Source organism: Prevotella ihumii, from assembly GCF_900155655.1.
Classification (GTDB): domain Bacteria; phylum Bacteroidota; class Bacteroidia; order Bacteroidales; family Bacteroidaceae; genus Prevotella; species Prevotella ihumii.
The window spans coordinates 1,850,458-1,876,706 of the sequence record NZ_LT706987.1 but is presented as its reverse complement, the minus strand read 5'-3'; the positions used below and the strand labels follow the sequence as shown (position 1 = coordinate 1,876,706).

Here is a 26,249-nt window from a genome sequence, read left to right as displayed (position 1 = left end):
GTGTATAAAGAGTAATCCTAACGGAGGGGTTGGGGGGAGATTTTTACATTCCGTCCTCCTCTGCCGACTCTATCATATCTTTCTTCGGCTTAGGCTGATTGTCGTCTATGGTGTCTAAGGCTTCGGGGGTGCTTACGCTAAAGTGTCCAAAGTTGTTGATAACCACATCAATGGGGATAAACTCGTCGCTATTAGGGTCGGGCGAGCCTACACTTGCGCCAAAGCGGAGGGCATTGCCTTCCACCTTATCAAACATAAAGCCGATGAGGGCGCCATTGCGTCCATAGTCGTTGTTGGTGTAAGCACGGAAATCGTCCTTGGTGAATGTGCGTGCGAAAAACTCCGAACCATCGGCACGCACTATTTTGAGGTACATCTTATTGTCGTAGTATTTGCGACCGTCGGCATCTTTTACCATTGGGAGCGACTTGTCGGCACGACGTTCTATAAATATGGTGTACTTGTTGCCAATCCATTCCACCACCTTGTGATATTTAAAGTCGGTTTGCTGTTGTGGCTTGTTCGATATTTTGGGTTTTGGGGTAATCTTTGTGATGATGGTGTCTGTTTTCTTTTCTTTCTTGCACGATGTAATACCGAGGCAGAAAAGAAAGATAAGGAGTATAGGGCGTATTTTTTGTTTCATATACTATAAATATTGATGTTGCAAAAGTAATGATTTTTCTTTTAGGAAACAAAAAGTAGGGGGAAATTGTTTTTTTTTGGGGGGGGGCGGACTGGTCGGACTGGTCGGACTTGTCAGACGGGTCAGACTTGTCAGACGGGTCGGACGGGTCGGACGGGTCGGACGGGTCTGACAAGTCCGCAAATCCTGCCAAGCCTTAAGATTCCGCTAATCGCTTTTGTCTTTCGTTGCGTATTTTTTCTTGTATGCCGTTGATGTGTGCTATGGCGTGTTTGCGTGCATTGATTATCTGATAGCGATACACAAGGCAGGTAATGATAAAATAGACGATGGTTTGTATCCACAGCGCTTGGTATTCGGGCTCGATGTCGGGAAGTGATGCGCCCATAGATGAAATGCGGAGAAAGCCACGCACACCAAAGGTGCTGGGAATGAGCCACGAAAAGCCTTGCCAAATGCCTGAAATATTGCTTTGAGGCCAACTTAGTCCTGTGAGGAAGAGGAAGGGGACGGAGGTGAACACGACCAAAAGAATGATGTTCTCACGATAGCGCACAAGGCACGAGAGGGTCATTCCGAAGAAGATAACGGCAAGCAGATAAGGCACCATTAAGGCAATGAGGTCGGTAGGGTGCACAAAGGAGGTGAAACTGTAGATGCGAGGCACGGCAAGGGTGATGTAAGCCGTGATGACACAATAAATCATAAAGTAGCACATCGACTTGCCGAGTACTATTTTCAGTATGCCATTGTAGTGTTTGGATATAGGTACAAGGTCTTGATAGCGATTGTTTTCGCGAGCTGTACCTGCCGACAAACCTATACCGAGCAAGAGGGTTTGCTGAATGATGAGGATAAGTACGCCTGGCAGAATAGCATTGCCGTATCCCCCCGTGGTGTTGAATATGGCGTGCTCTTCAACGTGAATGGGTTCGGTGTTGAGTTCCTCATCTCGTTGGGTAAAACTAAAGCTTTTGGGTTTTTGAATGTTTTTATTGAGGTTGAGCGATGTGAGCATTGCCGTTTGGTAAATGGCTTTGTAGGTGAGCATCAGACTCATGTCGCAAAATATGCTGACGTGTGCTTGTTCGCCACGATAGAGCGAGCGTTCGTAATCTTCGGGAAAATAGAGTATGCCGTTGGCCTTCTGTGCTTCCACTATCTGTTTGGCTTCGGCTACACTGTTGGCAAAATAGGCTGTGCGGACATCGGGCGAGGCGTCGAATTGGGTGATAAACTGGCGTGACGAGGCTGTGTGCGACTTGTCTACCACTACCACAGGTACATTGCGCACTACCTCGTTGTTGTAAATCCACGAATAGAGCAAGGGATAAAGCAAGGGCACTACAATGAAGAAGATGAGTACACCTTCGTCCTTGATAGTGTTTTTCATCTCCAACCACCAAATGTAAAAGATGGAGGTGATGAGGTCTATGGGGTTTATTCTCTTGAACATAAGCGTTTTTTTTCTTTTTAGTTGGGTGGGGTCGGACTGGTCGGACTGGTCAGACTTGTCGGACTTGTCGGAAGGGTCGGACGGGTCGGACAGGGCGGACGAGGGCGATACGCTGCTATTTATGGGATATAGACATACGATAACATAGCTTTGCGAATATTGCGCACCGTGAGTATGGGTAGGGCAGCGAAAGCCACGAGGACTACCACGTTCCACCACACATTGATAAGCGGATAACCATTGAAGATGGAGGCTTGATAAATCATAAAATAATGGCGGAGGGGGAAGAGTTGCGCCAAGGCTTCTATTATCTTATCCATCGCAAACACAGGGTAGGTTGCTCCACACACCGAAAAACCTATCATTCCCCACAACGAACAGAGACTCATAGACATACGCAATGAGGGCATCAGTCCGAAGAAGAACACACCAAAACCTTGCGCCGACACCACAGAGAGCAGAGCAAGGAAAAGCATAGTGGGCAGACCGCCAGGGTGAGGGAAGGCTAAGTAGCCATACACATACCACTCGTAGCCCACAAAGATGGTGAAGAAGATAAGGAATTGGGGTAAGAGCTTGCCTATAAGGGCAATATGAATGTTCTTTCCTGCCATTTGCATCCACTCTTTAGAGCGACCAAACTTCAGCTCTGTACCAATAGAATAGGCGGTGATGAGGAGAATGAAGAGCAACAAAATGCCTGGAATCATTATCGCACTGAGGTAGATGTTGTAGCTCAACCACGGATTGCCCATCGTATGGGCATCAATGGCAATGGGTTGGAGAAAGGCTTTTATCTCGTGTTCGGTCTTGCCCAACATCTGCAACTTAGCCGACCCCATAGCCGCTGAGGCAAGTGTGGTCGCCACTTTCAGGTCTTTGAAGAGCAAAGAACCTGCTGCCAACGACACCGAACTATAATATAAGGAGATGGTGGGTTGGCGTTTGGAAACCAATTGTTGGGTTGTGCCTTTGGGAATGTACAAGAAACCGTATATCTCGTTACGCTGTATGGCTTTGCGGGCTTCGGTTTCTGTGGGGTAGTGTGCCACAATGGCTGTGCTTTGGTACGCGTCTAAGGTGCGTATCAGTGCACGTGTGGTAGTTGTGTTATCGGCATCTACCACGCCACAAGGTAGGTTGTGTGGCTGCCCCTCTTCCAATAGCGATGTGAAAAAGAAAATGATGACAATCGGAAAGATTACCATACAGAACCAATAGATGGGTGTGCGGACGATTTGTCCCATCTCTCGGGCGGCTATGTTTATAATGCGTCGGAACATAGATCTATTCTTTTTCTTTACTTTGGGGTATTATTGGGCTTTGAGTGCATCGTTTATAGGCTCTTGAGGCGTGTGCAGTAGGTTGCCTCTTGCCTATGTGCTGCGCCTTACAGCTTTAGAATGAGCGACATACCTGGGCGCAACCCTTCTACCTTCTTTAGCGGTTTCGCCTTTACTTGGAACGTCTTTAGGTCGTACTGCCCATTGGTTTTGGTGGCTTTCCATACAGCGTATGTGCCTTGGTCTTTGAGCGATGTAACCCTTAGTTCTATCTCTTTTTCGAAAGCAGGCACGTATGCTTTTACGGTTGTGCCCACCTTGAGCCCTTTCAGTTGGTCTTCACGCACGTTGAAGGTAGCCCAAATGTCGTTGACCATTGCGATAGACATTATCGGACTGCCCAATCCTACCAGTTCGCCCTCCTTAGGGTAGATGGTCGAAACCTCGCCATCGGCTGTGGCACGCTGTACGGTTTCTTTCAATACCGACTTCACCACGTCTACTGCCGAGCGCGCTGCTTGGGCTTGTTTCTGTGCGGCACGCTTCGATTCTTTGCGTGCCCCACTCTGTGCCAATTCGTATTGCGCGCGCGCCACTTCTACGCCCGCTGTTGTGGTTTGTATGGCTGCTTCGGCTTCGTCGCGCTTTTGTGCCGAAATAACGCCCTCTTGGTACAGACGATTTAGTCTTCTATACGTTTTCTGTGCTATCTCGTTGGCTGTAAGGGCTTGCTGATACACCTGATAAGCCGTTGTTATGATTTCCTTACGGTTAGGGGCTTCGGCTAAGTCGCTCAATGCTTCGGTAGCTGTGGCAGTGGCTTCCATCACCTTTTCTTGGGCGTTGGCTTCGGGAATGGTGAGCACGGCAAGCACGTCACCCTTGCGTACAAAGTCGCCTTCTTGTACACGAAGCTCGGTTACACGACCTGGCAGTTTGCAAGCCACACGATATTCGCTTACCTCCACTTCGCCTTGTATTACTTCTTCTTCCCTGTCAAGGGTGAAATACCCTATAACGGCTACAAGCACTACTACGGCTATGAAGCCTAATAGTGCCAATAAGATGTTGTTGTGCTGTGATTTAGCTGACATATATTGTATTGTTTTTTTCTTCTGTTTATCAATATTTTATCCCCCTATGTGTGTGCCGCAACGTTCCTTCTTGGGCTTTTGGGGCGCTCGTCTGTAGGGTTGACGACCTTCGTTTTACATCTTTCCCAATGCCTTTTGTAGTCCTATGTGAGCTGTGCGCACGGCTATTTCGGCATCAATGATGGCTGTTTGGGCTGCCAACCACGCTGTTTGGGCTGTCATTACGTCGGTTACGGTCATCACGCCCTCCTTAAATCCGATGTCGGCAATGCGTAGATTTTCGTCTGCCGACTCCATATTCTTCTTTGCTGTTGCCAATCGTTCGTTGGCGTTCTTTAGTCGGAAGTTGTTTTGTTCCACCTCCAATTGTATTTTGTTCCTCACATCGCTCAGTTCCATACGTGCTATGGCTGTGGCTGTTTGCGAAGCTCTCACCTTGTATTTGCTTTCTCCCCAATTCCAAATGGGCACGTGTACGGCAATGCCAATGCTCCAAAGGTCTTTAAACTTTTGTTCGAACCCGTTGAAAGTATTGGGATTTGTTACCGTATAACCTGCTGTGAGAGCCACGTGGGGACGATACAAAGCACGGATAAGTTTGGTGTTTTGCATTGTGATGTCCACAGTGTTTTGCAGCAGTCGCACCTCTGGTCGGGCGTTGAAGGCGGTGTCTTGAGGGTTGGAATCGGTGGGTTGGAAGGCTGTGAGCTCGTCTTTTTCCTCATCATCAAGGGTGATGCTGCCATCTAAGGGCAGTCCGCAAAGTTGGCAAAGAGCCATTTTTGCCAACGAAATACCATTTTGCAGTTCGGCAATGGTAAGGTTGGCAGTGTTTACGGCTACGGCTACCTTTAGTCCGTCAGCCTTTGTTGCCACTCCAGCGTCGTACATTTTCAGTACGTTGGCGTGCAGATGGTCGGTAAGGTCGCGATATTGTATTGCCAACCGTTCCTTCTTTTTGAGCGATACGGCAAGCCAATAAGCGTTGTCCACGGCAAAGATCACCAATTGGCGTTTCATCTCAATGTCGTTAGCTGCCATCTTTTCGCCAATGGCTGCAATGTCGTTGGCAGCCTTTATGCCCCCTCCCATATAGATAGGTTGGGTTACCATAATGCCAGCGGCATACATATTTTTGGAGTTGGTTCGAAACGATTTGCGTATTTCGTTGCCTATGTTGTTGCCTGCTTGCGATAGTGGGAGGGTGATGTTGTTGAGCAATTCGCCCAACTGTTGGGCTGCTTCCACGCTAATAAGCCCTTGGCTCACGAGCGAGGTGATGTTTTGTTCTATATTTCCTCCAATCTTCTTTGCTGCGTCTGTACCAATGTTCGATAAAGCGTCCTTCTGCTTATCGTTTAGGATAGACATCTCGCGCGACAAGTGTTCGTATCCTGCCACACCTGTAATGCGTGGCAGATACTTGGTTTTGGCAGCTTTGTGTACATTTTCTGCCACATCGGCTGTCATCTTCGAAATTTTTAGTTGTCTGTTGTTTTGCAATGCCAATGCTCTACATTGTTCCAACGACATAGCGCCTTGCGCACAAGCACAAGTAACCATGGTGATAAGTATTGCAAAAAGAAAAGTTTTCTTCATCTTAAACATTGTTATTGGGCGAGTTTTGCTTGGGCTTTTTTAGCAAATTGGTTGTTTTTTCAAGTGCAACGGCTTGCTCTAAATTGCGTGCAAAGCCCTGTCTTGCTTGATGGGCAATTCTGTTCGACTAAGCCTAATGATTGGCTTTTTAGCTGCCTCGCCCCACTTGTTTCTTTTTTTATATATAAGGTGGAACAGCTGTTGTCCACGTTTTATACAATTGTATGCAAAAGTAAAAGATTTTGCGAACATTGCCAAATGATATTGTTCTATTCTTCTTAATTTAATAGATTTATACGATTTTTTGAGTAAAAGAGGACAAATTTCAAATATTTTATTTAAATTTGCAGCACTAATTGTAATTAGTACAAATCGCAAAAAATTATTTTATGGTGAACAAGCAAGGTTTTTGGTATCGAGCTTTCGATTTATATTACGATGGATTCAGGAGTATGACCTTGGGCAAAACCCTATGGGCAGTGATTATTATCAAGCTGTTTATTATGTTTTTTGTCTTAAAGTTGTTCTTCTTCCCTAACTATCTCAAGACCCATTCCACGAAGGGGCACGAGGCAGAATTTGTGGGAACGCAGATGTTGAATAGGAAGTAAGGAATAGCGACTTCGGTCAATATAAAGTTTAGGATAAATCCTTGACGAGTAAAAAATCAGTATAATCATTTTCTAACAATCAATACAAGTTTTTTTTATGGAGAATTTATTGTTATCCATTGATGTCGATGTAGTCAACTGGTCGCGTGCCCAGTTTGCGCTTACAGCCATTTATCACTGGCTGTTTGTGCCACTCACGCTCGGTTTGGCTGTCATTATGGGCATTATGGAAACGTGCTATTACCGCACGCGTAAAGAGTTTTGGAAAACCACTGCTAAGTTTTGGCAGATGCTTTTCGGTATCAATTTTGCTATGGGTGTTGCCACAGGTATCATTCTCGAATTTGAGTTTGGAACCAACTGGAGCAACTACTCTTGGTTTGTAGGCGACATCTTTGGTGCACCGCTTGCCATCGAGGGTGTTGTGGCTTTCTTTATGGAAAGTACGTTCGTAGCTGTGATGTTCTTCGGATGGAAGAAGGTTTCGGCAGGTTTCCATCTTGCGTCTACTTGGCTTACGGGTCTTGGCGCAACCATCTCGGCTTGGTGGATTTTGGTAGCCAATGCGTGGATGCAGTACCCTATCGGTTGCGAATTTAATCCTAACACCATGCGCAACGAAATGGTATCGTTCCTTGATGTAGCCCTTAGTCCGATGGCGGTAAACAAGTTTTTTCACACCGTTACTTCGTCGTGGATTCTTGGTGCAGCCTTCTGTGTAGGCATATGCTGTTGGTACTTGTTGCGCAAACGCCACATCGACTTTGCTAAGCAGAGTCTTAAGGTTGGTGCAAGCGTAGGTTTGGTGGCATCGTTGCTCGCTGCATTTACAGGCGACACCTCTGCATACCTTGTAGCTCAGCATCAGCCTATGAAGCTTGCTGCAATGGAGGCGCTCTATGAAGGCGGTAAAGATCAAGGACTTACAGCTGTAGCCCTTGTCAATCCTTTCTCGCAGCCCGACTATATGAACGAGGCTGAACCACCGATGCGAATAGCTATTCCTAACGTCCTTTCGTTCCTTGCCACACGCGATATACACGGCTATGTGCCTGGCGTGAAGAACATTATAGAGGGCTATACCAAGGACGATGGCACGGTAGAACCTCCATTGACCGAAAAGATGGAACGTGGTAAGAAAGCCATCGAGGCACTAAAGGCTTATCGTGGAGGCGAAAAAACCGAAGCAAACAAGGCGATACTGAAAGACAATATGAAGTACTTCGGTTATGGCTATATCAAGAATGCCGACCAAACCGTACCTCCTATTGGTATCAATTTCTGGGCTTTCCGCATTATGGTGGGCTTGGGTAGCTTGTTTATTCTTGTCTTTGGCGTTATTCTCTTCTTCGTTTATAAGAAAGACATTGCCCAACCTCGTTGGTTGCAGTGGGTAGGTTTTGCGCTCATTCCTTTGGCTTATATTGCCAGCGAAAGCGGATGGCTTGTAGCCGAATTTGGTCGTCAGCCTTGGACTATTCAAGATATGTTGCCAACGTGGGCAGCCGTGAGCGACCTCTCAAGCAGCAACATAGCCCTTACCTTCTTCCTCTTCTTGGTGCTCTTCACCACGATGCTTTGCGTAGAAATCAGCATTATGTGTAAACAAATAAAGAAAGGACCACAACTATGACATACGAATTTTTGCAACATTACTGGTGGTTTCTCATCGCCGTATTAGGAGCCTTGTTGGTGTTCCTGATGTTTGTTCAGGGTGCTAACTCTATGATATTCCAATTGGGCAAGTCGGACATCGAACGCCGATTGGTGGTTAATTCTACAGGGCGCAAGTGGGAATTTACTTTCACAACACTCGTTACCTTTGGTGGTGCGTTCTTTGCATCGTTCCCCTTGTTTTATAGCACCAGCTTCGGTAGTGCTTATTGGGTGTGGGTGGTTATTCTTTTCTCGTTCATTATCCAAGCCGTAAGTTACGAGTTTCAGAACAAGGCAGGCAACTTGTTGGGTGTGAAAACCTTCCAAACTTGCTTGATAATCAATGGTATCATTGGTCCGTTGCTCATTGGTGGAGCTGTGGCAACCTTCTTTACAGGTTCAAACTTTATTGTAGAGAAGGCCAACATTGTGAACGAAATGCAACCCGTTATCTCTCATTGGGCTAACGCTTCACGTGGTCTCGATGTGCTGTTGAACCCTTGGGTCGTAATTTTTGGTATCGCTGTGGTATTCCTTGCACGTGTGCTCGGCACGCTCTATATTAATAACAATGTGGCAAACGAGGCTATCCGTTCACGTGTTCGTCCTCAGTTGCTCATCAATAGCGTGTTGTTCCTTGTGTTCTTCCTCACTTTCTTTGTGCGTACCTTGGTCAGCGATGGTTATGCAGTGGCAGCCGACGGCACTATCGTTATGGAACCTATGAAGTATCTCAACAACCTCTTGGATATGTGGTACTTAGCCGTGGTATTGCTTCTCGGTGTGGTATTGTTGCTCTTTGGCATTGGTCGTACACTGTTGCAGAAAGACTACATTAAGGGCATTTGGCCTGCAGGTATTGGTGTTGTCTTGGTAGTTATCGTGTTGTTCCTCATCGTAGGCTACAACAACACAGCTTACTACCCATCTACTGCCGACCTCCAAAGCTCGCTTACCCTTCAGAACAGCTGTTCGTCAGAGTTTACCCTCAACGCTATGTTCTATGCCTCATTAGCGATTCCTTTTGTCTTTGCCTACATCTGCTATGCTTGGCGTAGCATCGACCTAAAGAAGTTGGACAGCGAAGAGCTTGAACAGGACGACCACGCTTACTAATCCTTAATAGGGTGTAAAAACCTTTTAATATTAAACAGAAATGCCAAATGGTAGCTCACAGCTCACCATTTGGCATTTTTGTCTTGGTCGGACAAGTCAGACCAGTCAGACAAGTCGGACGGGTCAGACAAGTCCGACCAGTCCGACCAGTCCGACAAGTCCGACCAGGCTTAATGTGAGTTCATAAACTTTTTATGTTCTTCTTTTACATCGGGTAATGTAATGTTTTCTCCTCGTTGTCGAGCTTCTTTTATCATTTTATTTGTTCGCTTTAATTCTTGCAGAACACTCATATACAGGTCAGTATCTACTCCCAATTTCTGTGCATCTTCTTTAGATATTTCTAATACGTATAAGCTATCTTTAATTGACACGTAATTTGAAAGAATAACAGCTGCTGCACGTCTATCCTTAATCTTTTTAGACGTGCTACTGACTTTATCTATAGGCAGTGCCAAGGCTTTTGCTTCTTCAGTTTTTGAAGAATATGTTCTTGTCCTTACACTATTGTTATTTTCTTGACCATTAGAACTACCATTAGCGCATGATATGAAGCCAGAAAAAGATATAACAACAAAAACTTTTAAGAAATTGTTTTTTGCCATATCGCCATACTTTTAGATGTTATACTGCAAATCGAAAAAAAAACTTTCCTGTGCATACGTTTCACCCTACAATAACCACCGTAACGCCACGGGCAGCCTGTGCGCCCATCACCAAGGCTTGCTCAATATCGGCTGTTTTGCTCGGTCCTGAGATGAATACACCATAACCTTTTTCGGGCATTTCGATGCGCTTGTAGGCTTCGTGCATATTGTTGACAATGTGCTGACGTTGGATAAGTATTACCAGCTCTTCGGAGATGAAACACACCACACGCTCTTTCATCGTCTGCGGCACCCATATACAGCCATTTTCTGCCACACCTATTTCGCCTTGAACGATGCCTACGTCGGTACCATTTAGCTCAGCAGGGGTGCTGACGGTGTCGGGATTGAGGTCGGCTTTGATGCCTTTCACACTTGACGCAAATACCTTTGCTTCGGGGTAGGCATTGCGAATAATGTGGTTAAGGTCATCGGTGGTTTTGGCTTCTATCACCTTGCTACCCACGGTTTTAGACATCTCGATAAACTGTTGTACAACATCGGGATACACAATGCCATCTACGGGCTGGGTGGGCATATCAAACTGGCGGGTAACACCTTGGCGCAGTTTGTCGAATAATTGTTCTTTCTTCATTGTTTGCTACGTTTTTGTAGGTAAAATCTATCCTTTCTTCTTTTTTTCTTCGTCCAACTCTTTCATCGCTTGGCGATAGATTTCGTGGAACGACTTCTTAGGGATATGTGGCATAGTGTGCCCCACTGCCCACGGATTTAGCTTGATGTCCATCAGCTTTTGTGGCACATAATTCACCAATGATGCTTTTTTTACCATTGCGTCGTAAATGGTATAACTGCCATATACACGGCGCATAGCCTCAGCCATATAGCGTTTTTCTTTGTTTTCTGTGCCAAACTGCTCTAACTCTTGTCGCCAAGTGTAAATCTGACTTCCTGGGTTTACCTTTACTGGGCAAACGTGGTCGCAACTGAGGCACAACGAGCAAGCCGAAACGTTGCCGCTATGGAGTTTAGGATTGCGCAACATTCCCAGGTTGACGCCTATCGGTCCTGGTATGAAGTAGCTATACGAGTAGCCCATAGAGCGGCGATACACAGGACAGGTGTTCATACACGCTCCGCAACGAATACACTTTGCGGTGGTCCAATGGTTAGGGTTGGCAATGATGTCGCTTCGGCCGTTGTCTACCAAGATGACGTGCATCTTGCCGTCGGGACGGGGCTTGCGATAGTGCGAGGTGTAGGAGGTAGAGGGCTGACCTGTACCACAACGGCACAAAAGACGCTGGAACACAGCCAAGGAGTCTAAGTCGGGGATTACCTTATCGATGCCCATTGACACGATGTGTAGCTTGGGGCAAGAGGTGCTCATATCGGCATTGCCCTCATTGGTACACACCACGCAGTCGCCCGTAGACGCCACACCAAAGTTGCACCCTGTCATACCTGCTTCGGCTTCGAGAAACGCTTGGCGAAGACTGTAGCGTGCGCATTGGGTAAGGTAGGTAGGGTCGTGATTGCCAATCTCTTTGGATATTCCCAAGTCCTCGAATATCTTGCCCACATCGTGTCGTGAGATGTGCGCTGCGGGTACAACGATGTGCGAAGGCTTGAGGTTCATCAGTTGCAAGATGCGTTCGCCGAGGTCGGTTTCCACTACATCTATGCCATGCTTTATGAGGTAGTCGTTCATCTCACACTCTTCGGTGAGCATCGATTTCGACTTTACAAGCTTCCTTACCTTGTGGGTTTCTAAGATGCCATAGGCTATTTCGTTAAATTCTTGTGCGTCCTTTGCCCAATGCACCACCACGCCATTGCGTTCCAAATTGTCGGAGAATTGCTCCAAATAGTCAGCCAAATGGGTGAGCGTGTGCTCTTTTATTTGGCTGGCGTGTTCGCGTAGGCTCTCCCATTCGGGTAGCTGATGTGCCTGAATATCACGCTTTTGGCGCAATCCCCAAAAGGTTTTGTCGTGTCGGGTAACGTTTTCGGGATTTGAAAGAAACTGTGCTGCTTTCTTTGAATGACTTGTCGACATATCGTTCCTCCTTATTTTATACGCCTGCAGCCAATATCTCGGCAACGTGCATAAATTTTACATCGTATTTCTGCTTACCTGCCACACCTCTCATGTGCATCAAGCACGACGAGTCGGCACCTGTAATAATCTCTGCTCCTGTTGCGATGTGACGCTTCACCTTGTCATCGCCCATTCGTGCGCTCACTTCGGGTTCTTCCATAGTAAACATTCCGCCAAATCCGCAACATTCGTCCGAGCGTTCGGGCTCGTGTACGGTAATGCCCTTCTTCAGCTTGAGCAGTTCCACTATCTTGTTGTAAGGCTTGGTATGCTCTTCGGTTGGGGCACTAAGGCGCAACACACGCACGCCGTGGCACGAATTGTGCACCGACACCACGTGAGGAAATTCGCCTGGGAGTTCCTTTATTTTGAGCACATCGTGTAGAAATTCCACCAATTCCATCGTCTTTTCGGGTGTGGAACATTCGTGTTTGTGCAGTTCGGGGTGATGGTCTTTTACGAATGAGGAACAAGACACGCTCGGTGTCACTATACAGTCGTAATCCTTGAATACATCTTCAAAATGTTCTGCTAAGTCGCCTGACATACGCTGAAATCCGCCGTTTGCCATTGGCTGACCACAGCAAGTTTGGCGTTCGGGGTACGTTACATCTACCTTTAGTTTGCGTAGAAGTCGGTAAGTTGCTACGCCCACCTCTGGGTACAGGGTATCTACATAGCAGGGAATGAATAAACCTACTTTCATAATGTTTTGTTATTTGTTATCTATACAAACAAAAGTACAGAAAAATATTGTAACGTGCAAACTTAAAGACCAATAAAATGGGTTTTTTCAGATATATTTTTCAAAATCAAAAGGCAGCACCAAATGGCGGAAAAAGATAAGACAAAAACTGATAAAACAAAAAAAAGAGCAAACCCACATTGTGAGTTCGCTCTTTATCGCTTATCTATCTTTTGTATCTTCTAAGTATAAGCTATTCAGAGCATTAGTAGTTTTCAGGTGCTACTTGGAAATAGCTCTTAGGGTGTACACATACTGGGCATACCTCTGGAGCGTTCTTGCCTACAACAATGTGACCACAGTTGCGGCACTGCCAAATAGCTGAACCGTCCTTAGAGAACACTACCTTGTCTTCAACGTTCTTCAACAACTTGCGGTAACGCTCTTCGTGCTTCTTCTCGATAGCACCTACGGTACGGAACTTAACAGCCAGTTCTGGGAAACCTTCTTCCATAGCTTCCTGCGCCATCTTGTCGTACATATCGGTCCATTCGTAGTTTTCGCCAGCAGCAGCGTCTGACAAGTTTTGAGCTGTAGATGGAATATCGCCATCGTGCAAGAACTTGAACCAAATCTTAGCGTGCTCTTTCTCGTTGATAGCAGTCTCTTCAAAGAAAGCTGCTATCTGCTCGTAACCGTCCTTCTTAGCCTTAGAAGCATAGTATTGATACTTGGTGTGTGCCTGACTTTCGCCTGCAAAAGCTGCCATAAGGTTAGCCTCGGTTTTTGTTCCCTTAAGTTTAGCACCATCAAATTCGTTGAACTTTTCAGCCTTAACGTGGCATACTGGGCATTCTGCTGGAGCTGCGTCGCCTTCGTGAATGTAACCACAAACGGTACAAATAAATTTCTTCTTCATAATGTTCTTGTTTTTGTATATTTTATTTCCTTAGTCTGCCCTCCTAAATTTATACTTCCTGAATATTCATTTTGCTAAGAATTGGAGGCAAACTTGTAATGTTTTTGCACTGCTGGCTCATCTGTCAACATTGTAGATTACAGACTTTTCGCTCGATAGTTGGAATTAATCCAAAAATCATTTAGATGTTGCAAAAATACTATTTATATCTTATAGAGCATAATAATTGTGCCCAAAAATGAAGAAAACAAGTAAAATTAGACAAAAGATAAATAAGAAAAAAACCGAAAAACGGGCTAAATAGTTGGCGCTTTGGTATTAATAACGTACATTTGTAGAACGGTTTGAATAAAAATAGGTGAGCTAAACATCGTAAACAAACGAAGACGGTGTTGAAACCCAAATCGGGCATTAGCCGAGTCGGACGGGTCGGACTTGTCGGACAAGTCGGACTGGTCGGACGGGTCGGACGTCCGACTTGGGTTAAACTGAAAGAAACGTAACAATTAAACAACGAAAAAATGAAATATAACAACGAAAATGTGCGCCGTAGCGACCGCCTAATGGACGAAGAACGTGCCACAGAATTGCTCCGAACAAGCGAATACGGCATATTAAGTATGGTGGCTGACGAGAGCGGCTATGGCATTCCTATCAATTATGTATGGGACGGAGCTGATAGTTTGTACTTGCACTGTGCACCCGAAGGCCGCAAACTTCAGGCTTTGGAGTCCAATCCACGTGTGTCGTTCTGCATCGTAGGCAAGGTAAATCTGCTTCCAAGCAAGTTTACCACCGAGTATGAGAGCATTATACTAAAAGGTGTAGCCCACACTCATTTGTCCGAAGAAGAACGAATGGACGCCCTGCACCTTATTATAGATAAGTTCTCTGCCGACTATAAAGACATAGGCGACAAATATGCCCACAAAAGTTTTCATCGGGTAAAGATTATTCGCCTTGACATCAGCGAGATGAGCGGCAAACGCAAATCCGTGAAACCCAATGAAGCGGGCTTCAGAAATATTTAGTGGGGGGGTATTGTAGCTTTGTCGGACTGGTCCGACTGGTCAGACTTGTCCGACACGTCAGACTTGTCCGACACGTCCGACTTGTCCGACCAGTCCGACTCGTCCGACCAGTCCGACTTGTCCGACCAGTCCGACAAAACCACAAAACCATAAAGCCACAAAAAGCCGAGGTGAGATTATTTGGGTTTCCCTCATTCCTACCATTTCATAGCCTCATCAAAATATTTTGTACAAATTCCACATACTATTTGCAAATATCAAAATAAAGCGTTACATTTGCAACAGAAAGATAGGCCACTGAGCCAAAGTATAATACATTTTAAATATAGACAATATGAATATTAGTAAGACGATGCAAGATGCTTTCAATAAGCAGATTATTGCTGAACTATGGTCGGCAAACATTTATTTGAGTATGGCATTCTGGTTTCGTAAAGAAGGTTGGAAAGGTTTTGCAGGATGGATGTTCAAACAGGCTGAGGAAGAAAGAGAACACGCTATAGATATGGCAAACTACGTTTTCTCACGTGGTGGCGAGGTGAAGATAGCGGCTATTGAAGCGGTTGACACAGAATGGGAAAGCCCTAAGGCTGCATTCGAAGCTACACTAAAGCACGAAATGGATGTAACAGAGATGATTAACAAGTTGGCTGACGTAGCTGACGAGGAAAAAGACCGCGCTTCTCAAAACTTCATCGCTAAATACATAGACGAACAAGTAGAAGAAGAAAAGAGCGTAAACGACATTCTTGTTCTCTTCAATCAGCAGTCTACACACGCTATGCACGCAGATTCGCACATCGACCGCAAATTGGCTGCAATGCAAGGCTAATCCTAACAGATACAGAACAATAATAAAACCATAGGGCGAGCTATCCGTTAAGGGTAGGCTCGCCTTTGTCGTTTAAACCCAAATGCTTGTGGGGCGTGTAGTTTGGGGAATTTGTCGGACGGGTCGGACCAGTCGGACCAGTCGGACCAGTCAGACCAGTCAGACAGGTCAGACAGGTCAGACAGGTCGGACGGGTCAGACAAAACCACAGACAACAACCCTTATTGCTAAAAGGAAGAAGGCTGAACCCCAATGTGTCGGGATTCAGCCTTCTGTGTGTTATGACTTTGATAGAAAAGTTACAATCTTTTACTTGCCTTCTTCCATCTTCTTCTTGAGGTCAGCAAGAACATCGAGGTCGCCGAGTGATGTACCAGCAGCGATGTTGTTCACCTGTGCTTGTTCAGCTGCCTTGCGGTTGCCACCACGCTGACGACGTGGATGTTCTTCCTTCACTTCTTCGAATGTGCGAGAGTGTGAAAGAATGATGCGCTTTGTTTCCTTAACAAATTCGATTACTACGAATTCGAGTTCTTCGCCAAGCTGTGCTTGTGAGCCGTCAGCCTTAACGAGGTGCTTAGGAGTAGCGAAACCTTCACCGCCTTCGTTCAATGTGATAACTGCACCCTTGTCCATAACTTCGGTAATCTTACCTACGTGTGTAGAACCTGGAGTGTAGATGGTTTCGTATTCGTCCCAAGGATTGCTTTCCAACTGCTTGTGACCGAGGCTCAAGCGGCGGTTTTCCTTGTCGATTTCGAGTACCACTACATCGATTTCAGCACCAGCCTGTGTAAATTCAGATGGGTGCTTCACCTTCTTAGTCCAAGAGAGGTCAGAAATGTGGATCAAGCCGTCAACGCCTTCTTCGAGTTCTACGAAGATACCGAAGTTGGTGAAGTTGCGAACCTTAGCTGTGTGCTTAGAACCTACAGGGTACTTGCTTTCGATAGCTTCCCATGGGTCTTCGCGGAGCTGCTTGATACCGAGTGACATCTTGCGTTCCTGACGGTCGAGTGTAAGTACTACTGCTTCTACCTCGTCGCCTACCTTCATAAATTCTTGTGCTGAACGCAAGTGCTGGCTCCAGCTCATTTCAGATACGTGGATAAGACCTTCTACGCCTGGCTGTACTTCAACGAATGCGCCGTAGTCTGCCATAACGACAACCTTACCCTTGATGTGGTCGCCCACCTTGATGTTTTCATCGAGTGCATCCCATGGGTGTGCAGCGAGCTGCTTCAAGCCGAGGGCAATGCGCTTCTTCTCTTCGTCGAAGTCGAGGATAACCACCTGAATTTTTTCGTCCAATGCAACCACTTCGTGTGGGTCGTTGATGCGTCCCCAAGAGAGGTCTGTGATGTGGATAAGTCCGTCAACACCACCGAGGTCAACGAATACACCGTAAGATGTGATGTTCTTAACCACACCTTCGAGGATTTGACCCTTCTCCAAGTGAGAGATGATTTCTTTGCGTTGTGCTTCGAGCTCTTGTTCGATGAGTGCCTTGTGTGATACAACTACGTTGCGGAACTCTTGGTTGATCTTCACCACCTTAAATTCCATTGTCTTGCCAACGAATATATCGTAGTCGCGTATAGGATGAACGTCAATCTGGCTACCTGGGAGGAAGGCTTCGATACCGAATACATCAACAATCATACCACCCTTAGTGCGGCTCTTGATGTAACCCTGAATAACTGCGTCTTCTTCCAATGCTGCGTTGATGTTAACCCAGCTCTTTTGTAGGCGTGCCTTTTTGTGTGAGAGAACGAGCTGACCGCCCTTGTCCTCTTGGTTTTCAACGTAAACCTCTACTTTGTCGCCGTCCTTCAAATCTGGGTTGTAACGGAACTCAGATGCAGGAATGATACCATCGCTCTTGTAACCGATGTTAACGATTACTTCTTTCTTGTCGTGAGCGATTACAGTACCTTCCACTACTTGGTGTTCCTGAATCTTGTTAAGGGTTTCGTCGTAAGCCTTTGTAAGCTCGTCTTTGCTTACGTCTACGCTTGTGCCGTTTTCAAATTCGTCCCAATTGAAGTCTGACAATGGATTGACGTCTTTAAAGTTTGCCATAAATGTTTTTAAAAAAATTAATAATTAATAAAGTTTGACTTTATGTTAATACTCTCTCGTGCGTCAGGGTACAATGCCCCCAAAGCGGCTGCAAAGTTACGAATAATAATCTGAATATGAGCAAGTTTTTAAGAAAAAAGATTGCAAAGACTTTCTTTTAAGGATTGTCGGACAAGTCGGACAAGTCGGACTGGTCGGACGGGTCGGACGCGTCAGACAGGTCGGACCAGTCTGACAAAGTCTGACAAAGCTGCTAACTTCCGCCGTTGTTATTGCTGCCCTCTTGTTTTTAGTCTTGCTTGTGTCATTTGTTCTCTTATGCCTCCTTCTTTAAGAAACATCTCTTGTTGCTTTTCGATGAGTCGCCTCAATAGATAGGTAGCCTGATTGATGAGCGTTATACAGAGGTTGGCTATTTCTTCATCATTCATTTTAGGCAATAAGGCAAAATATTCTTTTGCTATTTGTTCGCTGCGAGCATAATTTGCCATACTGTGAAATCGTGGGTGATTATTGTCCCATTGTGGTTTGCTTCTTACTCTTAGATAGTCTTCATAGTCGATGAGGAGTTCTTCCAAACTTGCTTTTGCCACATTGGTAAGTTTTATTTCTGTTTGTTTAGATGTGGTAGCTGCTTCGCTTCCTTCAGCAATATTTTGTTTTCCCGAGCGTGCTGCTTGTACCATTTGGTCTATGGTGCGGTCGCCCTTTTCTAAGTAATGTTGTGTAAAATAAAACGTTATGTCGTAGATTATTTCTGCCACCTGATAGGCTCTTAGTTGGCGATAACCCCCTTTAGCTTTTAAAAATGGTGCCATAACGCTGATGTGATTGTTAAAGTTATTATTAAAGGATTATTATTTTTTGTGGGAATTTTTCAGACCTGTCAGACCTGTCGGACCAGTCGGACTGGTCGGACTGGTCAGACTTGTCGGACGCGTCCGACAGGTCCGACTTGTCCGACTTGTCCGACAAACTCCTCAACATTCTTTGAGCGGAATACGGGAATCGAACCCGCCTCCCAGGCTTGGGAAGCCCGTGCACTACCGATGTGCTAATTCCGCTTAATAGTGGTTTGCAGCCTTTTATAGATGTACAAAAAAGCCGTGGGCACACAAAGACAAACCTAATGCCCGATGAGCCGATACCCGGACTCGAACCGGGGACCTACGCATTACGAATGCGTTGCTCTACCAACTGAGCCATATCGGCAAAATGTAGGAACTCAATGTCCTTCCTCAGACCTTAGCAGCCTTTTCGAACCTCGTCCGACCTTGTCCGACCCGTCCGACTTGTCCGACCTCGTCCGACCCGTCCGACAAAACCACACCCCACCTCCAGCAAATCTGTGCTCCCCTCCCAACGGAGGGCTCGGGGGGAGGCTCTCCCACGCTGCAAAGGTAAAACAAAAAAACAATATATAGAAATTTATAGCACAGATTTTGAAAAATAAAAACTTAGAAGTTAGGAGCACAAAGGGCTAACACGCTTGCTTTGAGCTTCCTAACTTCTAAACAAAGAGGTTTTGAAAAAAGAATTTTACATACAAGAGGTTACACCGAGCGTTGTACCCACTGCGGTGAGAATGCTAACAAGCATCTGAAGAAGAAGTTTCCAAGTTTCACGTTTCATAAGCATATACGTTAAATTTTAATAGTTAAACAAAATGGTCGCCCTCGGTAGCTTCCCTATTTGGGAGATTGGTCGGACAAGTCGGACGTGTCGGACCAGTCTGACCAGTCTGACCAGTCTGACCAGTCCGACCAGTCCGACAAAGCTACACCAACATAACATTTGGCGCTAACTCCTTATTAAGGATTTTCCACTGGTCCAGGCTTCTCGCCCTTACCTCCCTTATCTCCCTTATCTACACCCTCGTAGGTTGGCATTTCCTCTACCTTTACTCCTTGGAGGAAGGTTTGGAGGCGCACCTTATCTGCTCCGATGTGATACTCTGGGCGGAACAACACGTGTGGACTGTGGATGTGCTTCGTAGCCGAAAAGTCCTTAATCTGGGCAACACCGTGCGAGCGCAAAGCGAGCTTGAACGAGCCAAAACCGTCCAACTTGACACAATAGCCGTTCTTCAATTCGTACTCCATCTCGGTGACCAATGCTGAGAGCACAGCCAAGATGTCCGACTCGGTTACGGTACAGCGGTCGCTGATGCGATCTGCCATTTCCTTGATTCCTACTTGACCCGTGGTCACTGAACGTGCATACCAATAGCCCTTGTTCTTGATGTTTTTGCGATTGTCTTGATAAATTTTGTACTTTACTGACATAATAAATAGTGTTTAAAAAGTTAATAAATTGGTTGGATTAATTTGTTTCTCTTCGGGGCAGAGGAATATTCGGTTGAGTGCTCCCCACCCCACGGTTATGATTGTTGGTTGGTTCTATAAATTACCACCGCATATAGTCATTAGATTTTTATTTTTGCTTCACACTCACGTGTACCCATCGTTTTCGTCTGTCGCCCACGGGTTCTATTATCAGTTCGTCGCAAGGCGTGTACAGGCGCAACAGCTGTGCATAACGTTCTGCCATAGCCGTGCTTGACACATAGATGTCGGCAGCCAATCCTTGTAGATGATGCGACTTTGGCACACCGCCTACACGTGCGTTGAGTTCTTTACAGCGGTATCCGCTCGTTATGGTTACCCGCCCTACCCTACGCCTCAGTGGTTCTAAAACCTCGGTGCAGAGGCGAGTAAGATTGGCTATTAGTTCGTCGTTGGTCAGTCCGTCTTGAGGGTGAGCCGAGGGCACATTGCGTATGTTGTGGCGAATGGCCGTGCCCGACCTTAGAAATTCGCCCAAGGTGAAGTGGGGCGAAAGCCGTTGTTCGTAGTTCATTGTTGTTTGCATTGTCTCGCTATATATATAAAAAGGTGATTGTTCTGCCCCCGATTGGTTACGAATACGCAATTCCTTTCCGCTCACAAGGGGCAAGGTTAGTAATCATTCACACGGAGCGTGTCTTTTTTCAGTTCGCTACCGCATCTCTCGTTTACAAGTGCAAAGTTACAACATTCCGCAGCCCTTGTCAAGCCTTTATGGGGTACTCTGTGAGGGATAGAAGATTATACAACGAGAAACGGAGGGTCTAACCAATATTTCTCAACGATTAATCAATCAAAAACAAAGCGCGTATCTATCTCATCATCAAAGTCTTACGAATAGCCTTCTAAAAGTTCAACTTTGATGCCCCCAAACATATATGTTTCACCCCCTCACAGTTGAACTTTGGCTCGCCCATAGTTCTTGTTGACAGCGCAGGGCAGTTTTTGTTAGCCTTTTCAGACCAGTCGGACCAGTCAGACCAGTCGGACTTGTCAGACAGGTCCGACCCGTCCGACCCGTCCGACCCGTCCGACTGGTCCGACAAAACAAATGCTTATGGGGGTAACGTCTGCGCTCCCCGCCCAACGGAAGAGTCGGGGGGAGACTTTCTACAGCAAGCTTTCGCCATAAATAGCATTCTTTATCTCTTTCTCGTGGTCGAAGATAAAGCGTGCCACAATGCTACTAAGAATGGCGGTAGAAGGCATTTTGATAGAGCCTGCCGACTTCAATCGGTCTAAAACGCTCTTGAGGTCTTCATCAATATACACTGTGGCGAGCTTGGAGTCGCGCAGTTTGTACTCCTTAGCAAGGTCTAAGAACATCTGCCAGCTCTGCTCATCGTCCACCTTGCCAAGGGTGTATTCCTTCGCCAATGCCTTGCCTTCAGCCTTAGGCAGTTTTTTTGCAGCAGGTGCAGAGCGGTCTTTGCCATCGCGAGGGACAGGGTTTTCGGCTTGTTGGACTGCCAATCGAGCCACAGCAGGTTCGGCAGCAACGCCTTCGGCAGGCGAGGCTTCAGCAACAGGCGCATAAGGGGTTGGCGCGGTGGTCTTGTCGGTTGGGTTGTTCTCGGTCTTTGTGGCAGAAGTGGCTGCTGGGGTTTGATTTTCTAATCCTTGGGCTTGATGCACCAAATTTTTAATACCACTTGGCAATGCTACACTGGTTTTTTTCTTTGCCATAATCTATTTTGTTTAATTTATTTATATTCGTTTTAGTTGCTTTTCGGTCTGCTCTCCCACCCTATTTTGCGATGCAACAGCTTTGGAAAATACCGCTTAACACCTTAATTATATAGCGCACGGGAGTACAGAGAAGCAATACATTAGACTTACTTCATTCGCTTTATCATATATTCGAACGCACTCTTTACAGCCTCACGCTGGGTGGCAAGCAGTTCGAAAGTATTGATGCGCTTCAGCGTTGCACGACTATTCACCACGGGCGTTACCCTGCCTATCTGCTGGAATATCTCGTTGGTTTCGCTCCACATACGCTGCTCGTCGGTCGTACCAATGCGAGGGTCGATGCGGTTGGGTACAAAGAATATCTTGGCGTGCATCTCGGGATTGTGTTCCTTGATGGCGTTGACCACCTGAACAAACACACCCGTTGAGTCTAAAGTCTTATCCTCGTACTCGTAAGGGCACACAATGTAGTCGGCATTGGCAAAAAGGGGCACAAGTCCGTCTTCGGATACATTACCTGGGGAGTCGAACAGCACATAGCCTTCCACTTGCGAAGCCGACTCCATCAACTGCTCCATCAGTTCGGGCTCGTTCACGTCAAAATCTTGAACGCTGTAGGGTTCTTCTACTCCTTCAAATAGTTGGGCGTCTTTCTGGCGTTGCATCAAGATAGACTTCTGTAAGTCGGTATCGATAATACACACGGGCTTGCGCTTCCAAGCCAAATAGTTGGCAAACATAATGCAGAGTGTGCTCTTGCCTACTCCACCTTTCTGATTTGCAAAAACAATTTTTAAATTCTTCATTATATATCTTTTCTTCTATTTACAATTTTATATATTTATATTCATACATCTATCTTTAAAATCCATAGACAAAGGGGATTGGGGGCGTTATATCGGCATCTTGCTGCCTCGTGCCACAGCGTAAAAGAGGTAAAAGAAACCCCAAAAGCTAACAAAGGTCAGCACATTGAACGCAAAAAATAGTCCTTCTGCCCACCCCATAAAGGTAGCAACAAAGCTCAAAGCCAACCAACCTAACACTGCACACAGCATAGCAAAGGCGTAATAGCCCAAGCGAGAAATGCGCTTGCTGCATCGTTTCATCAACAGCCCTAAGATGGCTGCAAAACTAACGCCCGCACAGCAACTGCCAATGGTTTCGATCCAGTCGAACCAAGGGGTATTCTCGTCAATATCGGCACACAAACTGATAACCCTGCAAAGGCTCACCACCACAAAGCCAAACACTACTCCGCCGAAATTGGCACGACGCCAAAAGGTGGGGAAAGCAGCATCGGCACGCTTCATAGCTCGATACAACACAGCAAAAAGCCCTGCCATACACAGCACCGAGAGCGCTTCCGAAACAAGACTAATGCTGTCGATAACGTTGATAGCGGCTGTACTTATCCACGCCGACATCATTCCAAACTCTTGATACAGCACAGCCATTAGTTCGAAAAGCATCGCAAACGAGAACACTACCAATAGTATGTTGAGCACCGAACGTTCGCCTCGTGTGGTCGTAAAATCAAAGTTTTTTTGCATTATATTTTTATATATTTATTTTCTTACGTTTTTGTTTTATACTTCTTTTCATCTGTCGTTTAAAGTCAGAGAAGCAATGTTTCGTCGTCTTCAATTATATTTTTATATATTTAAAGTTCTGTATTTTATCACCTCACTCTCCTACCCTATTCGGCAAACTTTCATCGTAACACGTTGATTATATCCGTTTTACAGTTTATAGAAATAATGTTTTATAATTTTATATATTTACATTCTTACATTCAAACTTAAAGCCATATCAATATATAAACGTTTTGTTATTTCTACTGAAACTGATTAACGTCTGTGCTGTCACCATCTTCTATTTCGGCATCTTTGCTCATTGTGGTGCGCAAACAATACATCTGCCCTACCCACAAAAGGAGCTGTCCTACGAGAGCGATGGTGTGATAGGTATTGAGGGTTTGGAAGGTGAGTCCGCCTACATTATTATATAGATAGGTGTAGACGTCGCCCAAGATGTACGACAAAACAGGGAAAAATATCAATACCCAACCGTATCGACGTACATTGCCTCGCTCTTTTATCAGCCCATAGCCAAGGAACGCACCTGCGCAATAGACAAAAAAATTGATATAGACGGGCAAAACCGCCTTGAAAGCTCCAAAATTTGTCATTTCGTATGCGCCATTTGCCATCATTGTGTTGCCCGCAGGGATAGCAGCTACCACAACGCCCAACGCCAATTGCACCACCATCACCATCAATGCTACCACGTAGCGATATTTTATTTTTCTATTTACTGCCTTCAGCAGCACGCCCAACAGCGTAACTTGGATCAGTCCTATACCCACATTGAGCGCATTGTTCATAAACGTATCGCCCACTACTTTGTTCACCTCGCTGAGTCCGTCGGCTGCCGTGGTGGAAACTTCTGTAGGCATCACATCAAAAAAATTGAGCACTGCCATCACCACACCCAAGCCTAACGCCCAGTTGAGCACCTCGCTTGCTCTGCTTGTTATTTTAAATGTCTTCATCTCTTTTTTATTTGTTTTCATCCCCGTAGATGCTTACTTTTATCTCCTCGGATATTTGCCTTCTCCGCGCCAGATATTTGTCGTCATCTCCACAGCGGTTTATCTTCGCTCTTTTCGGTTTCGCTGCACACTTTTTGCACAGTCCCCCTCTCGTTTTACAGACTTCTGCATTATGTTCTTTTTATAACCTATCGGTCTTTTAAGTCCGTTCGTTGCATCGGTCTCACGTATTTATATTGCAACATACAAAGATAGAAACATCATTACGTTTTATTTTATTAATATGTTTCTATTTTTATATATTTGTATTAATTCTCTCGAAATTCAATTTCCAAAGGGGTTCAATACGTGTTTTACATACAAACATTCACGTACGAATACTTTTATATTTATATATAAAACCCTATATGTATCCCATTTAGTATCACAAAAATACGATAAAACATTTAAACTGCAAAATGTTTTAATGTTTTTATTCGAAAAAACAAATAAACGAACTTATATTTGTGTTTTTATATATTTATCTGTTTTTATAACAAAACAAACAAATAAACAAATATTTATCTGCCGTTTGGCGTGCAAAAGCCATAAAACGCATACACCAACGGCAAAGATAGCACAGCAGAAAGCACAGGGGAGCCACACGATATTTAAGCTAAAAACAAAGAAGAGCAAATTAAAAACCGAGAAATATCAACATTTATACTTTTAGACAAATATATAAAAGAATATAGAAATAAAGTTTTACGTTTTTATATATTTATCTTTTTCAACTAATAAACTAATAAACAGATATTTATATATAAACCTTTATTCTTTTATAATTGAAGGCAAAAATATACAGACTTCAAAGCATAAAGATATATTTACAAATAACAGAGTAATCATATTTTTACTTTATCACATTGTTATGTGTTTATATATTTATGGTTATTTATATTTGCGTGTTTAAAAACTTATCTTTTCAACTAATAGTATTAAAGTATAGAAGTATAGATAAGCAAACCGAAGAATTAAGGCGACAAATTAGGAAAAATACTAACGCAACAGAAAAGATGCCAAGGCAGCGCATAAGGGGAAGGAAAGGAGCGCAAAAAGACGCAAACCAGCCAACAAAAGAAGGAAAAACATTGCGCAGCTATTCCCACAAATTAAGCTGTAGGGTAGGGGATGGGCGAGAATAAATGCGACAAATAAGGAAGGAATTTAAGCCGGAGACTATGTGCGACAAATAGGGAAGTGAGTTTATTGCACTCAAAATATAGGTGTAAGTAGCTGAAAAACAGCAAGTATAATGGATTCATTAAAGGCATACGGCGACAAAAAAGTGACAAGTTTACTCGCTTTTTATGCATCTACATTAACCAAACTTCGTTACGCGCTCTTTATCAATGGTTTAGAAGAATAGAAGAGGGGATATTTGAGCTAAAAAGTTTCCATATTTGTCGCACAAAAGGGGGCATAAAACACGCTTAAAACCCAACTAAAAGCAGGAAAGGGGTAGTATTAGGGCGACAAAATAGTAAGGTTTGTAAAATGCACAATATAAAGCTGTTGCGACAAATTAGGAAGATAGAAAAAACAAAGACAACCGAAGAGAATGTGCGACAAATGAGGAAAGAAAACTAAAAGCCTGTTTTCTACCTTATATAAAGGTGGTTTCGAGAGCAGAGCACGCAGGCAGAAAAGCCAAAGTGCGACAAAAAAGTGTAAAGTTAAAGAAAATAAGGGGTGAAAAAGGCAGAAAAAAGCCCAAAAAGGAGAAAAATGAGGCTTAAAACAAGGCGGATTGAGCACACGAAACAATGAAGTGAGGACGAAAGAGGGAAAAGAAAAGAAAATAAGAAATGAAATAATATGCTTCTCAAATTCATAAATATACCTTTCACATAGATGCTTTGGGCGATAGGGGAGGGTAGAACGGAGGCGAAGAATAGCG

29 protein-coding genes and 2 tRNA genes are annotated in these 26,249 nt (G+C 44.9%); 5 read left to right on the top strand and 26 right to left on the bottom strand.

Annotation, left to right across the window (positions count from 1 at the left end; translation table 11 throughout):
- Positions 1-43: 43 nt before the first annotated feature.
- From CZ367_RS08465 to CZ367_RS08445, 5 genes are all read right to left on the bottom strand, one after another.
- The gene (locus CZ367_RS08465; RefSeq protein WP_077196494.1) at positions 44-646 is read right to left on the bottom strand and encodes a DUF4738 domain-containing protein; all 603 of its coding nucleotides are present in this window, start codon (positions 644-646) and stop codon (positions 44-46) included.
- Between the two features lie 196 nt (positions 647-842).
- Positions 843-2,102 (bottom strand): ABC transporter permease, encoded by a 1,260-nt coding sequence (locus CZ367_RS08460; RefSeq protein WP_077196493.1) that lies wholly within the window; start codon positions 2,100-2,102, stop codon positions 843-845.
- Positions 2,103-2,221: 119 nt separating this feature from the next.
- Complete coding sequence (locus CZ367_RS08455; protein WP_077196492.1) at positions 2,222-3,385, bottom strand: ABC transporter permease; 1,164 nt, start codon at positions 3,383-3,385, stop codon at positions 2,222-2,224.
- A gap of 107 nt (positions 3,386-3,492) precedes the next feature.
- A complete protein-coding gene (locus CZ367_RS08450) occupies positions 3,493-4,479 on the bottom strand; it encodes an HlyD family secretion protein (RefSeq protein WP_077196491.1) in 987 nt (328 codons plus the stop codon).
- 114 nt (positions 4,480-4,593) lie between these two features.
- Positions 4,594-6,078 (bottom strand): TolC family protein, encoded by a 1,485-nt coding sequence (locus CZ367_RS08445; RefSeq protein WP_077197408.1) that lies wholly within the window; start codon positions 6,076-6,078, stop codon positions 4,594-4,596.
- A 392-nt stretch (positions 6,079-6,470) separates the two neighbouring features.
- On the opposite strand from CZ367_RS08445, the gene CZ367_RS08435 reads away from it, so the two are divergent.
- From CZ367_RS08435 to CZ367_RS08425, 3 genes are all read left to right on the top strand, one after another.
- Positions 6,471-6,689 (top strand): DUF4492 domain-containing protein, encoded by a 219-nt coding sequence (locus tag CZ367_RS08435; protein ID WP_077197407.1) that lies wholly within the window; start codon positions 6,471-6,473, stop codon positions 6,687-6,689.
- A gap of 97 nt (positions 6,690-6,786) precedes the next feature.
- On the top strand, positions 6,787-8,322 hold the full coding sequence (locus CZ367_RS08430; protein ID WP_077196489.1) for a cytochrome ubiquinol oxidase subunit I: 1,536 nt from the start codon (positions 6,787-6,789) through the stop codon (positions 8,320-8,322).
- On the top strand, positions 8,319-9,461 hold the full coding sequence (locus CZ367_RS08425; protein ID WP_077196488.1) for a cytochrome d ubiquinol oxidase subunit II: 1,143 nt from the start codon (positions 8,319-8,321) through the stop codon (positions 9,459-9,461). Before CZ367_RS08430 ends, CZ367_RS08425 begins: the two co-directional genes overlap by 4 nt.
- Positions 9,462-9,631: 170 nt before the next feature.
- Here CZ367_RS08425 and CZ367_RS08420 read toward each other — a convergent pair whose 3' ends face one another.
- The 6 genes from CZ367_RS08420 to CZ367_RS15015 form a co-directional block, all read right to left on the bottom strand.
- Positions 9,632-10,066: a hypothetical protein gene (locus CZ367_RS08420; protein ID WP_077196487.1), complete on the bottom strand. Its 435-nt coding sequence runs from the start codon at positions 10,064-10,066 to the stop codon at positions 9,632-9,634.
- A gap of 61 nt (positions 10,067-10,127) precedes the next feature.
- A complete protein-coding gene (locus CZ367_RS08415) occupies positions 10,128-10,703 on the bottom strand; it encodes a LutC/YkgG family protein (protein WP_077196486.1) in 576 nt (191 codons plus the stop codon).
- Positions 10,704-10,730: 27 nt separating this feature from the next.
- On the bottom strand, positions 10,731-12,128 hold the full coding sequence (locus tag CZ367_RS08410) for a lactate utilization protein B (protein WP_077196485.1): 1,398 nt from the start codon (positions 12,126-12,128) through the stop codon (positions 10,731-10,733).
- A gap of 16 nt (positions 12,129-12,144) precedes the next feature.
- Positions 12,145-12,876 (bottom strand): (Fe-S)-binding protein, encoded by a 732-nt coding sequence (locus CZ367_RS08405; protein WP_077196484.1) that lies wholly within the window; start codon positions 12,874-12,876, stop codon positions 12,145-12,147.
- A gap of 244 nt (positions 12,877-13,120) precedes the next feature.
- Positions 13,121-13,774: a rubrerythrin gene (gene rbr, locus CZ367_RS08400; RefSeq protein WP_077196483.1), complete on the bottom strand. Its 654-nt coding sequence runs from the start codon at positions 13,772-13,774 to the stop codon at positions 13,121-13,123.
- A gap of 296 nt (positions 13,775-14,070) precedes the next feature.
- A complete protein-coding gene (locus CZ367_RS15015; RefSeq protein ID WP_144005963.1) occupies positions 14,071-14,280 on the bottom strand; it encodes a hypothetical protein in 210 nt (69 codons plus the stop codon).
- Between the two features lie 15 nt (positions 14,281-14,295).
- Here CZ367_RS15015 and CZ367_RS08395 point away from each other — a divergent pair, with 15 nt between their 5' ends.
- Positions 14,296-14,805, top strand: a complete 510-nt coding sequence (locus CZ367_RS08395) for a pyridoxamine 5'-phosphate oxidase family protein (RefSeq protein WP_077196482.1) — start codon at positions 14,296-14,298, stop codon at positions 14,803-14,805.
- On the opposite strand, the gene CZ367_RS16270 is transcribed toward CZ367_RS08395, so the two are convergent.
- Positions 14,802-14,942 (bottom strand): hypothetical protein, encoded by a 141-nt coding sequence (locus CZ367_RS16270; RefSeq protein WP_237581636.1) that lies wholly within the window; start codon positions 14,940-14,942, stop codon positions 14,802-14,804. The two genes, CZ367_RS08395 and CZ367_RS16270, sit on opposite strands and share 4 nt — an antisense overlap.
- 197 nt (positions 14,943-15,139) lie before the next feature.
- Here CZ367_RS16270 and CZ367_RS08390 point away from each other — a divergent pair, with 197 nt between their 5' ends.
- On the top strand, positions 15,140-15,637 hold the full coding sequence (locus CZ367_RS08390; protein ID WP_077196481.1) for a ferritin: 498 nt from the start codon (positions 15,140-15,142) through the stop codon (positions 15,635-15,637).
- A gap of 47 nt (positions 15,638-15,684) precedes the next feature.
- Here CZ367_RS08390 and CZ367_RS15465 read toward each other — a convergent pair whose 3' ends face one another.
- From CZ367_RS15465 to CZ367_RS08340, 14 genes are all read right to left on the bottom strand, one after another.
- Positions 15,685-15,852: a hypothetical protein gene (locus CZ367_RS15465; RefSeq protein WP_161942330.1), complete on the bottom strand. Its 168-nt coding sequence runs from the start codon at positions 15,850-15,852 to the stop codon at positions 15,685-15,687.
- 94 nt (positions 15,853-15,946) lie between these two features.
- Entirely contained in the window at positions 15,947-17,719 is a 1,773-nt protein-coding gene (gene rpsA, locus CZ367_RS08385; protein ID WP_077196480.1) for a 30S ribosomal protein S1, read from the bottom strand.
- A gap of 269 nt (positions 17,720-17,988) precedes the next feature.
- A complete protein-coding gene (locus CZ367_RS08380; RefSeq protein WP_077196479.1) occupies positions 17,989-18,537 on the bottom strand; it encodes a four helix bundle suffix domain-containing protein in 549 nt (182 codons plus the stop codon).
- 28 nt (positions 18,538-18,565) lie between these two features.
- Positions 18,566-18,706, bottom strand: coding sequence for a hypothetical protein (locus CZ367_RS16265; protein WP_237581634.1), 141 nt, complete (start codon positions 18,704-18,706; stop codon positions 18,566-18,568).
- A gap of 6 nt (positions 18,707-18,712) precedes the next feature.
- A tRNA-Gly gene (locus CZ367_RS08375) sits at positions 18,713-18,783 on the bottom strand.
- Between the two features lie 75 nt (positions 18,784-18,858).
- Positions 18,859-18,931 (bottom strand) — tRNA-Thr (locus CZ367_RS08370).
- 327 nt (positions 18,932-19,258) lie between these two features.
- Positions 19,259-19,351, bottom strand: a complete 93-nt coding sequence (locus CZ367_RS15460; RefSeq protein ID WP_154669311.1) for a smalltalk protein — start codon at positions 19,349-19,351, stop codon at positions 19,259-19,261.
- 179 nt (positions 19,352-19,530) lie between these two features.
- On the bottom strand, positions 19,531-20,004 hold the full coding sequence (locus CZ367_RS08365; RefSeq protein WP_077196478.1) for an HU family DNA-binding protein: 474 nt from the start codon (positions 20,002-20,004) through the stop codon (positions 19,531-19,533).
- Between the two features lie 148 nt (positions 20,005-20,152).
- Positions 20,153-20,578: a D-Ala-D-Ala carboxypeptidase family metallohydrolase gene (locus CZ367_RS08360; RefSeq protein WP_237581632.1), complete on the bottom strand. Its 426-nt coding sequence runs from the start codon at positions 20,576-20,578 to the stop codon at positions 20,153-20,155.
- 331 nt (positions 20,579-20,909) lie between these two features.
- Positions 20,910-21,110 carry a hypothetical protein gene (locus CZ367_RS15905; protein WP_202613119.1) on the bottom strand — a complete coding sequence of 67 codons (201 nt, stop codon included), beginning with the start codon at positions 21,108-21,110 and terminating at the stop codon, positions 20,910-20,912.
- A 64-nt stretch (positions 21,111-21,174) separates the two neighbouring features.
- Positions 21,175-21,750, bottom strand: a complete 576-nt coding sequence (locus CZ367_RS08355; RefSeq protein ID WP_077196477.1) for a hypothetical protein — start codon at positions 21,748-21,750, stop codon at positions 21,175-21,177.
- Positions 21,751-21,899: 149 nt separating this feature from the next.
- Complete coding sequence (locus CZ367_RS08350) at positions 21,900-22,562, bottom strand: ParA family protein (protein WP_077196476.1); 663 nt, start codon at positions 22,560-22,562, stop codon at positions 21,900-21,902.
- Positions 22,563-22,649: 87 nt separating this feature from the next.
- Positions 22,650-23,309, bottom strand: coding sequence for a hypothetical protein (locus CZ367_RS08345; protein WP_077196475.1), 660 nt, complete (start codon positions 23,307-23,309; stop codon positions 22,650-22,652).
- Positions 23,310-23,593: 284 nt separating this feature from the next.
- Positions 23,594-24,310 (bottom strand): hypothetical protein, encoded by a 717-nt coding sequence (locus CZ367_RS08340; RefSeq protein ID WP_144005962.1) that lies wholly within the window; start codon positions 24,308-24,310, stop codon positions 23,594-23,596.
- Positions 24,311-26,249: the final 1,939 nt, after the last annotated feature.

Excerpts from the sequence above, each read along its gene's own strand:
- CZ367_RS08455 (WP_077196492.1), bottom strand. The coding sequence starts at position 3,385 with ATGTTCCGACGCATTATAAACATAGCCGCCCGAGAGATGGGACAAATC.
- CZ367_RS16265 (WP_237581634.1), bottom strand. The coding sequence starts at position 18,706 with ATGTTGAGGAGTTTGTCGGACAAGTCGGACAAGTCGGACCTGTCGGAC.
- CZ367_RS08380 (WP_077196479.1), bottom strand. The coding sequence starts at position 18,537 with ATGGCACCATTTTTAAAAGCTAAAGGGGGTTATCGCCAACTAAGAGCC.
- CZ367_RS08390 (WP_077196481.1), top strand. The coding sequence starts at position 15,140 with ATGAATATTAGTAAGACGATGCAAGATGCTTTCAATAAGCAGATTATT.
- CZ367_RS08450 (WP_077196491.1), bottom strand. The coding sequence starts at position 4,479 with ATGTCAGCTAAATCACAGCACAACAACATCTTATTGGCACTATTAGGC.
- CZ367_RS08405 (WP_077196484.1), bottom strand. The coding sequence starts at position 12,876 with ATGAAAGTAGGTTTATTCATTCCCTGCTATGTAGATACCCTGTACCCA.
- CZ367_RS08465 (WP_077196494.1), bottom strand. The coding sequence starts at position 646 with ATGAAACAAAAAATACGCCCTATACTCCTTATCTTTCTTTTCTGCCTC.
- CZ367_RS15460 (WP_154669311.1), bottom strand. The coding sequence starts at position 19,351 with ATGAAACGTGAAACTTGGAAACTTCTTCTTCAGATGCTTGTTAGCATT.
- CZ367_RS08365 (WP_077196478.1), bottom strand. The coding sequence starts at position 20,004 with ATGTCAGTAAAGTACAAAATTTATCAAGACAATCGCAAAAACATCAAG.
- CZ367_RS08345 (WP_077196475.1), bottom strand. The coding sequence starts at position 23,309 with ATGCAAAAAAACTTTGATTTTACGACCACACGAGGCGAACGTTCGGTG.
- CZ367_RS08425 (WP_077196488.1), top strand. The coding sequence starts at position 8,319 with ATGACATACGAATTTTTGCAACATTACTGGTGGTTTCTCATCGCCGTA.
- CZ367_RS08340 (WP_144005962.1), bottom strand. The coding sequence starts at position 24,310 with ATGAAGACATTTAAAATAACAAGCAGAGCAAGCGAGGTGCTCAACTGG.
- CZ367_RS08420 (WP_077196487.1), bottom strand. The coding sequence starts at position 10,066 with ATGGCAAAAAACAATTTCTTAAAAGTTTTTGTTGTTATATCTTTTTCT.
- CZ367_RS08355 (WP_077196477.1), bottom strand. The coding sequence starts at position 21,750 with ATGGCAAAGAAAAAAACCAGTGTAGCATTGCCAAGTGGTATTAAAAAT.
- CZ367_RS08395 (WP_077196482.1), top strand. The coding sequence starts at position 14,296 with ATGAAATATAACAACGAAAATGTGCGCCGTAGCGACCGCCTAATGGAC.
- CZ367_RS08415 (WP_077196486.1), bottom strand. The coding sequence starts at position 10,703 with ATGAAGAAAGAACAATTATTCGACAAACTGCGCCAAGGTGTTACCCGC.
- CZ367_RS08460 (WP_077196493.1), bottom strand. The coding sequence starts at position 2,102 with ATGTTCAAGAGAATAAACCCCATAGACCTCATCACCTCCATCTTTTAC.
- CZ367_RS08410 (WP_077196485.1), bottom strand. The coding sequence starts at position 12,128 with ATGTCGACAAGTCATTCAAAGAAAGCAGCACAGTTTCTTTCAAATCCC.
- CZ367_RS08350 (WP_077196476.1), bottom strand. The coding sequence starts at position 22,562 with ATGAAGAATTTAAAAATTGTTTTTGCAAATCAGAAAGGTGGAGTAGGC.
- CZ367_RS08360 (WP_237581632.1), bottom strand. The coding sequence starts at position 20,578 with ATGAACTACGAACAACGGCTTTCGCCCCACTTCACCTTGGGCGAATTT.
- rbr (WP_077196483.1), bottom strand. The coding sequence starts at position 13,774 with ATGAAGAAGAAATTTATTTGTACCGTTTGTGGTTACATTCACGAAGGC.
- CZ367_RS08430 (WP_077196489.1), top strand. The coding sequence starts at position 6,787 with ATGGAGAATTTATTGTTATCCATTGATGTCGATGTAGTCAACTGGTCG.
- CZ367_RS08445 (WP_077197408.1), bottom strand. The coding sequence starts at position 6,078 with ATGAAGAAAACTTTTCTTTTTGCAATACTTATCACCATGGTTACTTGT.
- rpsA (WP_077196480.1), bottom strand. The coding sequence starts at position 17,719 with ATGGCAAACTTTAAAGACGTCAATCCATTGTCAGACTTCAATTGGGAC.